Annotated in this window: 15 protein-coding genes; 9 read left to right on the plus strand and 6 right to left on the minus strand. The window is 36.6% G+C overall.

What is annotated here, in order from left to right; translation table 11 throughout:
• Positions 1 to 3 precede the first annotated feature (3 nt).
• Entirely contained in the window at positions 4 to 945 is a 942-nt protein-coding gene (locus tag ABD676_RS08340) for a zinc dependent phospholipase C family protein (protein ID WP_344674152.1), read from the minus strand.
• Between the two features lie 115 nt (positions 946 to 1,060).
• Between ABD676_RS08340 and ABD676_RS08345 the strand changes: the two genes are divergently transcribed.
• The 3 genes from ABD676_RS08345 to ABD676_RS08355 are packed head-to-tail and all read left to right on the plus strand — an operon-like array spanning position 1,061 to position 3,622.
• On the plus strand, positions 1,061 to 2,050 hold the full coding sequence (locus ABD676_RS08345) for a glycosyltransferase family protein (protein WP_344674153.1): 990 nt from the start codon (positions 1,061 to 1,063) through the stop codon (positions 2,048 to 2,050).
• On the plus strand, positions 2,050 to 2,736 hold the full coding sequence (gene bamJ, locus ABD676_RS08350; RefSeq protein WP_344674154.1) for a BamJ family beta-barrel-assembly machinery protein: 687 nt from the start codon (positions 2,050 to 2,052) through the stop codon (positions 2,734 to 2,736). Before ABD676_RS08345 ends, bamJ begins: the two co-directional genes overlap by 1 nt.
• The gene (locus ABD676_RS08355) at positions 2,714 to 3,622 is read left to right on the plus strand and encodes an aldo/keto reductase (protein WP_344674156.1); all 909 of its coding nucleotides are present in this window, start codon (positions 2,714 to 2,716) and stop codon (positions 3,620 to 3,622) included. The genes bamJ and ABD676_RS08355 overlap by 23 nt, the downstream gene beginning before the upstream one ends.
• On the opposite strand, the gene kdsB is transcribed toward ABD676_RS08355, so the two are convergent.
• From kdsB to ABD676_RS08375, 4 genes are all read right to left on the minus strand, one after another.
• A complete protein-coding gene (kdsB, locus tag ABD676_RS08360; RefSeq protein WP_344674158.1) occupies positions 3,619 to 4,359 on the minus strand; it encodes a 3-deoxy-manno-octulosonate cytidylyltransferase in 741 nt (246 codons plus the stop codon). The two genes, ABD676_RS08355 and kdsB, sit on opposite strands and share 4 nt — an antisense overlap.
• Positions 4,360 to 4,404: 45 nt before the next feature.
• The gene (locus ABD676_RS08365; protein ID WP_344674159.1) at positions 4,405 to 5,019 is read right to left on the minus strand and encodes a deoxynucleoside kinase; all 615 of its coding nucleotides are present in this window, start codon (positions 5,017 to 5,019) and stop codon (positions 4,405 to 4,407) included.
• 6 nt (positions 5,020 to 5,025) lie between these two features.
• On the minus strand, positions 5,026 to 6,024 hold the full coding sequence (gene trpS, locus ABD676_RS08370; protein WP_344674161.1) for a tryptophan--tRNA ligase: 999 nt from the start codon (positions 6,022 to 6,024) through the stop codon (positions 5,026 to 5,028).
• 101 nt (positions 6,025 to 6,125) lie between these two features.
• On the minus strand, positions 6,126 to 6,506 hold the full coding sequence (locus ABD676_RS08375) for a hypothetical protein (RefSeq protein WP_344674162.1): 381 nt from the start codon (positions 6,504 to 6,506) through the stop codon (positions 6,126 to 6,128).
• A gap of 148 nt (positions 6,507 to 6,654) precedes the next feature.
• On the opposite strand from ABD676_RS08375, the gene ABD676_RS08380 reads away from it, so the two are divergent.
• Both ABD676_RS08380 and ABD676_RS08385 read left to right on the plus strand, forming a co-directional pair.
• Positions 6,655 to 7,119, plus strand: coding sequence for a hypothetical protein (locus ABD676_RS08380; protein ID WP_344674164.1), 465 nt, complete (start codon positions 6,655 to 6,657; stop codon positions 7,117 to 7,119).
• 62 nt (positions 7,120 to 7,181) lie between these two features.
• On the plus strand, positions 7,182 to 7,970 hold the full coding sequence (locus ABD676_RS08385; protein WP_344674165.1) for an SDR family oxidoreductase: 789 nt from the start codon (positions 7,182 to 7,184) through the stop codon (positions 7,968 to 7,970).
• A 32-nt stretch (positions 7,971 to 8,002) separates the two neighbouring features.
• Here ABD676_RS08385 and ABD676_RS08390 read toward each other — a convergent pair whose 3' ends face one another.
• A complete protein-coding gene (locus tag ABD676_RS08390) occupies positions 8,003 to 8,878 on the minus strand; it encodes a PPK2 family polyphosphate kinase (protein WP_344674167.1) in 876 nt (291 codons plus the stop codon).
• Positions 8,879 to 9,224: 346 nt separating this feature from the next.
• Between ABD676_RS08390 and ABD676_RS08395 the strand changes: the two genes are divergently transcribed.
• From ABD676_RS08395 to fabV, 4 genes are all read left to right on the plus strand, one after another.
• A complete protein-coding gene (locus tag ABD676_RS08395) occupies positions 9,225 to 9,827 on the plus strand; it encodes a SatD family protein (protein ID WP_344674169.1) in 603 nt (200 codons plus the stop codon).
• Complete coding sequence (locus ABD676_RS08400; RefSeq protein WP_344674171.1) at positions 9,820 to 10,551, plus strand: DUF3307 domain-containing protein; 732 nt, start codon at positions 9,820 to 9,822, stop codon at positions 10,549 to 10,551. Before ABD676_RS08395 ends, ABD676_RS08400 begins: the two co-directional genes overlap by 8 nt.
• Positions 10,552 to 10,563: 12 nt before the next feature.
• Positions 10,564 to 11,718 (plus strand): serine hydrolase domain-containing protein, encoded by a 1,155-nt coding sequence (locus tag ABD676_RS08405; protein ID WP_344674173.1) that lies wholly within the window; start codon positions 10,564 to 10,566, stop codon positions 11,716 to 11,718.
• 150 nt (positions 11,719 to 11,868) lie between these two features.
• Positions 11,869 to 13,068, plus strand: a complete 1,200-nt coding sequence (fabV, locus tag ABD676_RS08410) for an enoyl-ACP reductase FabV (protein ID WP_344674175.1) — start codon at positions 11,869 to 11,871, stop codon at positions 13,066 to 13,068.
• Positions 13,069 to 13,109: the final 41 nt, after the last annotated feature.

Below are 13,109 nucleotides of genomic sequence, written 5' to 3' on the forward strand. Positions count from 1 at the left end.
GAATTATTCGTGCCATTCTTCACGACCTAAACTGGTTTTCCCTTTGTAGGGAATCGTATCTTGGAGGACAGAAATAGGTTTGCTTTTGGTTAAATCAGGTTGTCCTGCATCAATCCAAGCACTAAGCCATATGGAACCTATTGCCTGAATGGACATTCTTAGTCTATTTTCGACCATTCCATCTAATAAGTTATGGTAATGATCAACATAGGTTTCGGAATAATTGTGTAGCGTTTGATTTCCTCTTACGATATAGGTCTTGTGTTGAATGGCTGGGATATCCTGCCGTGTTTGCATTTCCATTTTGAAGACAGAATCCAAAAGATTATGACTTTTATTAATTGTCTTCCAGGCAAATGCCAAGACATCGGGTATATAGGCTGCTTTTCCAACAAAAAGATTATAGGTTGGAATATATTTTTCTGGGATACGAGTTTCCCATAAGGCATGAATGCCCATTTGGTTGGTAAATTGACCATTATAATTGCTACTACTGTGCAAGGGAACATGCGCATCCGCAAGGTAATGCCCAATATCGGCTGAATGTTTAATAATCTTTTCGCTGTCGTGGTTATAAAATGCTTTTACTAATTTTCTGTAGGTTATATCAATTTGCCAAGGAATGATCCCAAAAGACCATTTACGCATGAGGCTTTGTTTTTTTTCTAGCTTATACCAAGGAACCATGAGGGAGTCTTGTGGTAATTCCACTTTATCTAAATCCAGGTAATGCCTTTTACTTTCAGCAGTATCAATATAGACCCGTTTATCTGCATTCACCGCCATTTCGCGGATGTAATGTAGGTTGTTTTTGTAAAAAGGGATTAGATCCATTGGGAGGGTGTATATGGCAAATTCGTTAATTAGCTTATGTGCATGAAAGCCCCAGTTAGGAATATGGCCACAATTCAATAAAATTATAAATAGGAGTAGGCTGTGTTTCATGTTGAATTACAATATATTAACGGAAAATAGGCAATTAATTCATGGAATGTTAATATTTAAACGTTTACTTATTCGTTGAATATTGTTAATTTGGGGTATCAATTTATTGCGTTCAATGAAGATTCTATACGCTGTTCAAGGCACAGGAAATGGGCATTTATGTCGCGCCATTGATATTATTCCGAGCTTACGTAAGCATGCGGAAGTGGATGTAATAGTCAGCGGTATTCAGGCTGATATCAACTTGCCATTCGAGGTTAAATACCGTTATCATGGATTAAGTTTTATTTTTGGGAAAACCGGTGGGGTGGATTTGTGGCGAACTTTTATGAGTTCAACAGTTCGTAAATTCGTTAAAGAGGTAAATTCGGTTCCTGTCGATCAATATGATTTGGTGATTAATGATTTCGAGCCCATTTCAGCATGGGGTTGTTATTTCAAGGAGAAGCCATGTATAGGTTTAAGCCATCAGATAGGTGCATTTGATCCTGCGAGCCCTAAGCCTGAGGAAACGGATATGTTGGGTAAATTTATCATGAAGAATTATGCGCCAGCTACACATTCTTACGGCTTTCATTTTAAATCTTATGCGTCCAATATCTTTACACCTGTAATTCGTCAGGCAGTTCGGGAGTTAGAGCCAAAGGATCTTGGACATTATACTGTTTACTTGCCATCTTATGATGATGCGCACTTGTTGAAGCACTTATCTCGTTTTCCGGATGTGAAATGGGAGGTGTTTTCCAAGCATAATAAAAAACCTTTTAAACTGAAGAACGTATCGATTAATCCCATTAATTCCGATGCTTTTGTACAGTCTATGGCTACCTCATCGGGCGTTTTATGTGGTGCGGGTTTTGAAACTCCCGCAGAAGCCTTATTTTTGCAGAAGAAGTTATTGGTTATACCTATGAAGAATCAATATGAGCAGCATTTGAATGCTGCATCTTTAGAGGAGATAGGTGTACCAGTAATCAAAAGTTTAAAAAAGAAATCTGAGCTGGAAATCGAATCTTGGTTAAATGCCAAGGCGAGCGTGCGAGTAGATTATCCAGATTGTACAGATGATATTGTTGAGAAAATAATTGAAAATCATAAATCCTAATGAAAGTATACCTAAGCTTATTTGTATTATTTTTTGCTACTTCCTATTGCCATGCACAGGGACTAAAAACCACTAATGATTCCTTATCCTATGCATTAGGGCAAGACTTAGCCTCTTACCTTAAGCGGATGGAAATCCCGATCAATTCAACTATTCTCAGCCAAGCAATAAAGGATGTTTTAGATGGGAAGTCATTGGCTTTTACTGAATCTCAAAAAGAGGAAGTTATTCGCAGCGGGATGGAACGTGTGACAAAAGAAAAAAATGATAAGCTGATTAAAGCCAGTGCAGATTTTTTACAAAAGAATAAGCAAGTGGCAGGAATTAAAGAAACACCTGAGGGAATACAATATCAAGTCATTAAAGCAGGAATTGGTCCACAACCATCATTGGAAGACACCATTACTGTTCACTATAAAGGCATGTTAACGGATGGTACCACATTCGATAGTTCTTATGATCGAGGAGAGCCAATAGAAATTACCTTGAATGAAATGATCGAAGGTTGGAAAATTGCTGTTCCTTTAATGAAGGAAGGTGCTAAATATAAATTCTTTATCCCCCATAAATTGGGTTACGGAGAACGCGCAAGCGGTCCTATACCTGCTTACAGTACCTTGGTTTTTGAAGTGGAACTGTTAAAAGTGAAGAAAGTTGCTGCTAATGAAACAAAACAAACTCTTTAAGGGTGATTTAACCGTCTCTGAAGTTGGTCTTGGTGCGATGTCCCTTATGCAAGGGCATGATCGTACCAATACCTATATTTTAGATAAAGCCTTGGAACTGGGTGTTAATTACCTGGATACTTCGGATCTGTATGATAAGGGAGAAAATGAAGCTTTATTAGGAAGGTTGATTCAATCCAATAGAAAGGAATGGACGCTAGCTTCTAAAGTTGGTAATCGTTGGAAAGATGATGGTTCAGGTTGGGATTGGGTTCCATCCAAAGACTATATCATAAAAGCTGTTGAAGGTAGCTTGAGGCGTTTGAATACGGATTATCTCGACTTGTATCAACTACATGGTGGTACCATAGAAGATCCTTATGATGAAATTGTAGAGGCTTTCGATCTTCTAAAGCAAGAAGGGAAGATCTTAAATTATGGGATTTCTTCCATTCGTCCTAATGTGTTTTTAAAATACGCTGCAGCGAGTCAAATGGTTTCCAATATGATGCAGTATAGCCTCTTGGATCGTCGACCAGAAGCTTATTTTAAGCAATTGGAGCAATACGCTATTTCTATCTTTGCACGTGGCACCGTTGCTCAAGGTTTAATGTTGACAAAGGCTGCGCAAAAATACCTCAGCATTTCCATTCATGACGTGGTTAAAATACAGAAGGTACTAAAAGAAACAGCAAAAGATTTAGAAGTTTCTACTTTGGCTATGGCCTTAAAATATCCCTTATTGAATAAACCCGTAGTTTGTTCGGTTTTGGGTATACGTAGTCGAGAGCAAATCAATGATTTAGCTGAGGCTATAGAAGATATGAATAGACTTAGTTTGTCAGATTATCAGCCGATTATGGATTTATTGCCGGAAGTGAATTATCACGATCACCTTTTACCTTAGGAAAAGTATTTCTTTAAGATATATTGTAAGTCTTCAGGCGTATCTATTGCTTCGTTCAGATGATTGGAAATGGCTGTCTTAATTTGATAACCATTATCTATCCACCTAAGTTGTTCCAAAGATTCTGCTAATTCAAGTTTAGAAACGGGTAGTTTGCTGATTTCTTTTAGGATTTCAGTGCGATATCCATAAATGCCAATGTGGTTATAATAGTCCATTTCCTTTAACCAATCGCGCATATCTTTTCCTCGGAAATAGGGGATAGCTTGTCTGGAGAAATAAACAGCTTCTTGTTTGTTGTTTATAACGACCTTAGGTTTATTCGTGTTTTCAAGGTCTTGGAGCTGCTCAATTTTACGGATTAAGGTCGCTATCTGTGTATCTTCTTGTTGAAAGCAAGAAACCAGAAGGTCAATCTGCTGCGGATCTATGAAAGGTTCATCACCTTGGATATTAATAGCAACATCAAAGCCCGATACCTTGTTAATAATCTCGGCACAACGGTCAGTTCCAGATTGATGCTCTTTACTGGTCATCAGAACATTTCCAGCAAAGCTTTGTACGTGGTCGAAAATTCTTTGATCATCGGTAGCCACGACCACTTCAGAAAGCGACGTAGCATGTTTTACTTGGTTGTAAACCCTTTGTATCATAGTCATTCCATTGATGTCTACTAAAGGTTTTCCAGGGAAACGAGTTGAATCGTAGCGCGCTGGTATAATTCCAATTACTTTCATAGTATAAAAATAAAAAAAGCCGATGAAATCGGCTTTGGAGTTTCTTTAAAAAAGTCCGAATAATTCGGCTTCTATTTTCTGGATGATTGTTCCTAAGTCTTCTTTGTTATTAGCAAAATCTAAATTGTCTTTGTCTAGGACTAGAAGTTTACCATCCGTATAATTACCAATCCATTTCTCATACTTTTCATTCAATTTGGATAAGTAATCTAAGCGGATTCCAGATTCATAATCACGACCACGTTTTTGGATATTGTTTACCAAAGTAGGTACAGATGCTTTTAAGTAAATAAGCAAGTCTGGTGGTTTAATATAATGAATGATGCTTTGGAAAATGTCACTGTAATTTTCGAAGTCACGGGCACTCATAAGTCCCATATCATACAAGTTTTCTGCAAATATATAAGCATCCTCATAGATAGTACGATCTTGGATCATATTGATGCCTCTATTCTGAAGGTCTACGATATGACGGAACCTGCTGTTTAAAAAGAATATTTGTAGGTTAAATGCCCAGCGTTTCATGTCACTATAGAAATCTTCCAAATAGGGGTTGTTTTCTACGGCTTCAAATTGAGGTTCAAAGTTTAAATGTTTGGCCAACATTTCCGTTAATGTGGTCTTCCCAGCACCGATATTTCCAACAATTGCTATATGCATATTTGATTAGTATAGTTTGTTTAGACCAATGATCTCTCTTACTTCTTTAATGGTTTTCTGTGCACTTGCTTCTGCTTTTTCAGCACCAAGTTTCAATGCCTTAGCAATATAGGCATCATCCTTATTGATCTCTTCGATTCTTGAACGAACATCGTTTGTCGCTAATACCATATCTTCTGCTAATTGCTTCTTAAAATCACCATAACGGATTTCACATTTGTTGTAAAGTTCGTCAAAGTGTGTTAAAGTATCTGCAGTTGATACGACTTTCATCAAATCAAACAGGTTTTGTACAGCTTCAGGTTTTTCCTGGTTTTGTTCAGTTGGCCCTGCATCAGTAACAGCACGCATAATCTTTTTACGGATTACATCTGCCGGATCGGCTAAATAAATACAATCTGCCTCACCATTAGATTTCCCCATTTTCCCTTGACCGCTAAGACCCGGAATCTTAATCAATTTGTCAGAATACGTAAATGCAAAAGACTCCTTGAAGTAGTCTACATTGTATAATCTGTTAAAACGATTACCAAAGGTTCTAGTCATCTCCAAGTGCTGTTCTTGATCTTTACCAACAGGAACTTTAGTTCCATGGTGAATCAAGATATCACATGCCATCAATACAGGATATGTTAATAGACCTGCATTAACGTTATCTGGGTTTGCACGTACTTTGTCCTTAAAAGCAGTTGAACGTTCAAGCTCGCCCAAGTAAGCATTCATGTTCATGTACAAGTATAGTTCAGCAACTTCTGGAACATCAGATTGCACATAAATAGTTGACTTTTCTGGGTCTAAACCAGCAGCTAAATATTCTACGACTACATTCCGAACCGTATGGGTTAAATCCTGTGGGGTCGGGTGTGTCGTTAAGGAGTGAAGGTCGGCTATAAAAAAGAAGCAATTATACTCGTCTTGCATTTTGACGAAGTTTTTTAATGCTCCATAATAGTTTCCAAGGTGTAATTTTCCGGTACTTCTAATACCACTAACAACGGTTTCCATATAAGGGCAAAGATAGCAAATATTAGGAAAAAACGATGCTGATAACCTTTAGAATTATCCGCTTTAGCAGGTTTAGATGAACAAATAGTTCAATATGGATATTAGTAGATTTGTGGATGCTCCAACAGGTCTGTTACATAGCCTAATACTTCGGCTTCCGAATTGCCATCCTCTAACATCGAAAAGGTCAAATATGCAGCATAGATTTCTGAAGAAAACAATACATGTTTGTCCGATACAATAGTGTCAATTACGCCTTCACGAACATCTATACCTAAATGTTCAATTTCATTGTGCAGATTTATAGCAATAGTATCATGGTCTTCTCCAGAAGCAAATCCTACAATGATGTGCAAAATCAACTTATCAAATAGTTCAGGATTCATGTTTTTGAACTTATTGGCATAAAGTTCTGCGTCAAAACGACCCTTAGCACTACAGACAATTTTGTCCCATATCAGGTACTCTGTTTTCGTTTGCATAATAAGAAGTTTATAATTTGTTAAAGTAAATATAACGTATTTTTTTTATAAAAGGTATAAGGCTTTTCCTTGATTTTTAGCCTTTTTAACAAAACTTTCTCCGTTCTATTGGGTTTTTAGAGTAGTAATTGATTTAAAAAACAAGAACATGAACACATCCACAAATAACGAAGACAAAAACAAAAAAGAAGACGACAAAACTAGAAATAGAACCGGTTCTATTGATGATCACTCCCCAATTGATGATCAAGAATCTGTCGATGAGCAAGGACCAAGTGATCCACAAGATTTAGCTTATAATGAGGAAGAAGATAGCTTTGAATTGGACGTACAGGATAATGATCCTGATTGGGATCACCCAATGGACTATGATACGATAAGTGAAGGGGCGCAGGACGATGACTCTACTTATGATGATTCGAATCCTTATGTAGGAGAGGAATATGCCGATAAAGAAGAGCTTGCAGATGAGGAATTAGGGGATAATAACATGCATATAAGCGATGGGCGAATTCTAAAGGTTTCCAAATTGGATGAAGATCTTTCGCATAATGCGGAAGATGATCGTGATGACTTAGACGAAGAGGGCTATCCTAAAAATGACGAAGGATAGGTTTATTCTAGGTTTTTCTTGTGCTTAATACTGCTTATCTTTAAGGCTTAAACTGGAAATTTATGTTAATTGATCTAAGCGGAAAAAAGGCTTTAGTTGGAGGTGCTAGTGATGGCATTGGTAAAGGTATTGCCATGGAGTTGGCATCTGCAGGAGCAGAGGTTTATTTGATGTCTCGGAATGAAGAAAAGTTAATTGCGGCATTGCAAGAATTGGATACATCCAAAGGGCAGAAGCATGGTTATTTAACAACTGATTTCACTGATTTCTCTCTTCATCATCAAAAATTATCAGAATTCTTCAAACAGCATCAAATAGACATTCTGGTCAACAATACGAATGGTCCTCAAGCTGGCAATGTATTGTCTAAAGGAATAGCTGATTATCAAATGGCCTTCGATCTTTTATTTAAGAATGCAGTGATGGCTACTGAGCTATGCTTAGAGCATATGAAATCTCAAGGATTTGGACGCATTATCAACGTTTCTTCATTAACAGTCAAGGAACCTCAGGATAATCTGGCTTTATCAAATAGTATGCGAATAGCCTTGGTGAGTTGGAGTAAATCGCTTTCCGTTGCTGTGGCCCCTTATGGTATCACCGTTAATACGGTATTAACCGGCTACTTTGATACTGCAAGATTGCGGAGTTTAATGGAAATGCAAAGTAAATCTGAAGGAGTGTCTATTTCAGATATAGAAGAGAGAAGGAAAGCAAGCATTCCTGTTAAGCGTTTGGGACTTCCAGCGGAATATGGTTTTCTTGTTACGTTTTTAGCTTCAGATTATGCTGCTTATTTGAATGGAGCAAGTATTCCACTAGATGGAGGTTTATCCAAGGTGGTTTTTTAATATCAGTTAATATAGAGAAGAGCAGTTGGAGTTTATTCAGACTCCAACTGTTCTTTGTATTTTCGCTTATGTTCTTCGATTTCTTCGGGCATTTCTGGATATTGGATATCCTTGTATTGCGATAAAATCTCCAATATGATATTAGCTACCAAATATCGACTAACGGCTTTACTGTCTGATGGGATTATATACCAAGGAGCATGTTTTTTATTGGTGTTTAGAATGGCATCTTCATAGCAGTCCATGTATTGTGACCATAATGCTCTTTCTTTTAAGTCGCCCGGTGAGAACTTCCAATTCTTTTTGTCTTCCTCCAATCTACTCAATAATCTGTTTCTTTGTTCGTCTTTGCCTAAATGAAGGAAGAATTTCATAAGGATCATTCCATTCTCTGTGATTCTTTTTTCAAAATTATTGATCTGCTCAAATCGCATCTTCCAAAAATCCTTCGGTAAGTTATTTGGGTCTTCAACAGCAGGGATATGTTCATTGAGTAAATATTCTGGATGGACACGGGTGACTAATACATTTTCGTAATGAGTTCTGTTAAATACTGTGAATTTCCCCTTTTCAGGAAGTTTTATCTCATGTCGCCAAAGATAATCGTGCTGTAACTCTTCCTCTGAAGGGGTCTTGAAACTTTCTACAACCACACCACGTACATTGACTGCTTTAAATACTTCTCGAATTAAGGAGTCTTTGCCTGATGTGTCCATACCTTGCAAACAGATTAATACACTGTAGCGGTCATGAGCATACATTTTATCTTGTAGGTCTGCAATCTTTTTTCGGATATCCTTCAATGCTTTCTTAGCCTCATCATCACTGATGTTTCCATTATAGCTTGTAGAATATTCGGAAAGTTTGAATTTATTTTTTGCAGTTAGCTTTTTAGAATAATTTGTCATATTGATTACTTTTCTATTCCCAATTTACTTATTTTTCGATTTGATTCAAATTTCCTACTGTTCTGTATGCTATTTCAGAGTAGGGTGGGTTTTTGCTTATCACTTGAATTATATGCTGGTTTGATATGTGATTATCACTGTTTCTTGTGATATTTAGAAATATAATCGTTTTCTGTTATATTCTAAAATATCACTGTTTTTGGTTATATTTCGAATTATCATTGTTTTCAATTATATTTGATAATACATTAAATCTATAACAATTGTTTTATTGTAGTCAAGGGTTTTATCAGATTAAAATAAGTTCTGACAAGACTAGGGGATATAACTATAAGAAAGAAGCCTTATGAAAAATCATGTAATCATAACAGGAGATGTGATCAACTCCAGGGCACAAGATATCGATAATTGGATGCCGAGATTAGAGGCAAGTTTAAAAAGATATTCCATTCGATACGACATTTATCGGGGGGATAGCTTTCAAGCGGAAATGAAATTGGAGGATGTGTTTCAAGCTATTTTTCATTTGAAAGCCTCCTTAAGGGTGTTTGAGCAAAATGATGTTCGAGTAGGGATTGGTTTTGGAGATATCAGCTATGAGGATCCAGATATCAAGAAATCATCAGGGGCGGCATTTGTTTATTCGGGTGAATCGTTTGATCAATTAGGTAGAGAAACACTCTCATTTAAATCTGATTATCCTGAATTAGATGCGCAATTAAACTTGATTTTAAGTCTAGCAAGTACCATAACTGACCAGTGGAAAGTAGGAGCAGCTGAGATTGTTCAAGTGGCACTAGAAAATCCTAATGCGACACAAAAGGAATTATTGGAGATTTCGGGAAGAAAACATCAAAGTCAGGTTAGTTTATATCTTACCAAAGCGCATTATACTAAAATCCTTCAAGTAATTCAGTACTGTACTAAAGAACTCAAGAAATATGCTTAGTCTATTGTTAATGATATTGGCTCATATATTGGGCGATTTTGTTTTTCAGCCCAAGTCTTGGGTGGAAAAAAGAAAGGACCATATCCAATATCTATTTTATCACATTGCAGTTCATGCTGGTTTATTAATTTTATTCTTCAGTACGGACTTGGCCAATAATTGGAAAAATATACTTTTTCTAACTGCAATACATCTGGCATTGGATGCAGGTAAAATATTTTGGGAGAAGAGATGGAAAGTTAATCCAGTTCGCATATTTTTAATTGATCAGGCGCTGCATTTGGCGAGTATCTTTGGTTTATTCTTTTTCCTTAATCCGGAAGTGTTTGAACAGCTAAAGGCGAGTCTATCTAGCCAACATTTATTAGTTTATTTAATAGCAATAATTCTTCAAATATTCGTAGTTCCCATTGTAATTCGAGTATATTTTACGAAATGGAACGGAGAGGTAGAATTCAATAATAAGCGAAAAGACAGCTTATTTGATGCTGGGACATTAATCGGTATCTTGGAACGAATCATGATTTTAAGTTTTGTTATGCTTAACTTTATGGAAGGGATAGGCTTTTTATTAGCTGCAAAGTCCATTTTTAGATTTGGTGATTTAAGTAATGCCAGGGATACGAAATTTACAGAATATGTCCTTATCGGGACCTTGTTAAGTTTTGTCTTGGGTACTTTAGTTGCCTTAGCCTTGAAGTATAGTTTAACCTTAATAACCTAAAAACAATCAACCATGAAATATAGAATACAATACCTAAAACCATTTTATTTGCTACTTCTTAGTCTATTTTCCATACAATTGGGGGTAGCACAAAAGCGTGTTTTTGAACAAGAACTAAAGGCTTTAGCAGAAAAGCATGAGGCGGTGGGTTTAACTGTCCTGGTGGTGAAAAATGGCAAGCCAATCTATGAGAAAGCCATTGGATATAAAGATTTAGAAAGTAAAACGCCTTTGAGCACAAAGGATTTGTTTCGAATTGCCTCCATTTCCAAATCATTTAGTGCTACAGCGATTATGCAGTTGGTCGAACAAGGTAAAATTAACCTAGATGACGATTTTAGTGATTTGATAGGTTTTAAAGTGAGAAATCCTAAATTCCCTGATACGAAGATTACCCTAGAGATGGTATTGTCACATCGTTCCAGTATTAACGATAGTAATGGTTACTTCAGTTTAGACGTATTAGACCCATCTAAAAATGAAAAATGGGAAAAGTCTTATAATAATTACGAGCCAGGCAAAGGATATGCTTACTGTAATTTGAACTTCAACATGGTGGGAGCTGTATTGGAAAGATTGACAAACGTTCGATTTGACAGCTATATTAATCAGCAAATCCTTAATCCATTGAAGTTGGATGCAGGTTATTGCATCGATTCTTTGGATAATAGACGGTTTGTAAAACTATATGAACTCGAAAATGGTTCTTTTAAGGAGCAACCATCAGCTTATAATCCACGTTCGGAAGAAATCAAAAATTATGTAATGGGGGAGAGTACCCCTATTTTTTCTCCAACAGGAGGGATGAAGATTTCGACCAAAGATTTAGCGAGATATATGATGATGCATATGAATTATGGTCGTTTAGGAAAAGTGAAGATATTAGAAGAAGCGAGTGCTAGACGTATGCAGAAAGGATTGACAGAGAAAGAGAAATATGGATTGGCCTTGTTGGAAAATACAAATTTAATTGCTGGAGAGCATATGGTTGGTCATACCGGATCTGCCTATGGACTTTATAGCAATATGTTTTTTGAGCCTGAAAAGAAATTTGGTTTTATTGTGATCACAAATGGTTGTCGCCCAACTTATGTGGCAGATGGGGATACCTTAAATTTCTCAAAAGAGGTTATCAATTTGTTATACAGGAACTTCATTAAAAAATAGACTTCCTTCAATAAATAGGAATGTTAGAGGTAAAGAAGGGGGAACAATCATAGGGATTGACCTATATTTCTAAAAAATCAAGGTAAAAGTGGTTTCCTTGAAAAATTAACTACTTTTGTAGAAATTATTCAACTTTGAAATTATATAAAGATGATTATACAACCAAGAACTAGAGGTTTTATCTGTTTGACTGCACATCCAGAAGGGACAGCAGCGCATATCAAACAACAGATTGACTATGTGAAATCAAAAGGCAAGATTGCCAATGGTCCTAAGAAAGTATTAGTAATCGGTGCATCTACCGGATTTGGTATTGCTTCCCGCATTACTGCAGCGTTTGGATCTGATGCTGCAACCATTGGGGTGTTTTTTGAAAAGCCTGCCTCAGAGGGTAAATTGGGTACTGCTGGTTGGTATAATTCTGCAGCTTTCGAAAATGAAGCACATGCAGCTGGCCTTTATGCAAAAAGTATAAATGGTGATGCATTCTCTGATGAGATTAAAAAACAAACTATTGAGTTAATCAAGAAAGATTTAGGACAAGTAGATCTAGTGGTTTATTCATTAGCATCGCCAAGAAGAACACATCCTAAAACTGGCGTTCAATATGCTTCAGTATTGAAGCCAATTGATCAGCCTTTCACAGATAAGACCGTTGATTTCCATACAGGAGTGGTGTCTGATATCACCATTAATCCTGTAGAGAACCAGGAAGACATCGATAATACTGTTGCGGTCATGGGAGGTGAAGATTGGAAATTTTGGATTGAGGATTTAAAGGCAGCTGGTGTATTAGCTGATGGAGTAAAAACGGTAGCTTATTCGTATATCGGCCCTGAATTAACTTATCCTATTTATAGAAATGGAACAATTGGTCGTGCTAAAGATGATTTGGAAGCAACTGTACCTGCATTAAATGAGCTTTTGAGTGATATTGATGGAGTTTCATATGTTTCTGTAAATAAAGCATTAGTAACACAATCAAGCTCTGCTATCCCTGTAGTACCCCTTTATATTTCTTTGCTATACAAAGTGATGAAAGAAAAAGGAATTCATGAAGGAACGATTGAGCAAATGCAACGCCTTTTTGCGGAAAGATTATATACTGGTTCTGCTCCTGCATTGGATGAAAAGGGTAGAATTCGTGTGGATGACTTAGAAATGCGTGATGATGTTCAACAAGCGGTTGCTGAACTGTGGAAACAAACTACGACTGAAAACTTGGAAAATATTTCTGATATTAAAGGATATCGTGATGATTTTTTCAATCTTTTTGGATTTAATTTTGATCAAATCGATTACGAAAAAGATACGAACGAAGTGGTACCAGTTCCGAGTATCGAAAATTAATAAGGATATATCTATAAAGATGAGAAGCACTGCAAAATAAT

It is taken from the genome of Sphingobacterium kyonggiense, from assembly GCF_039536825.1.
In the GTDB taxonomy this organism is placed as follows: Bacteria; Bacteroidota; Bacteroidia; order Sphingobacteriales; family Sphingobacteriaceae; genus Sphingobacterium; species Sphingobacterium kyonggiense.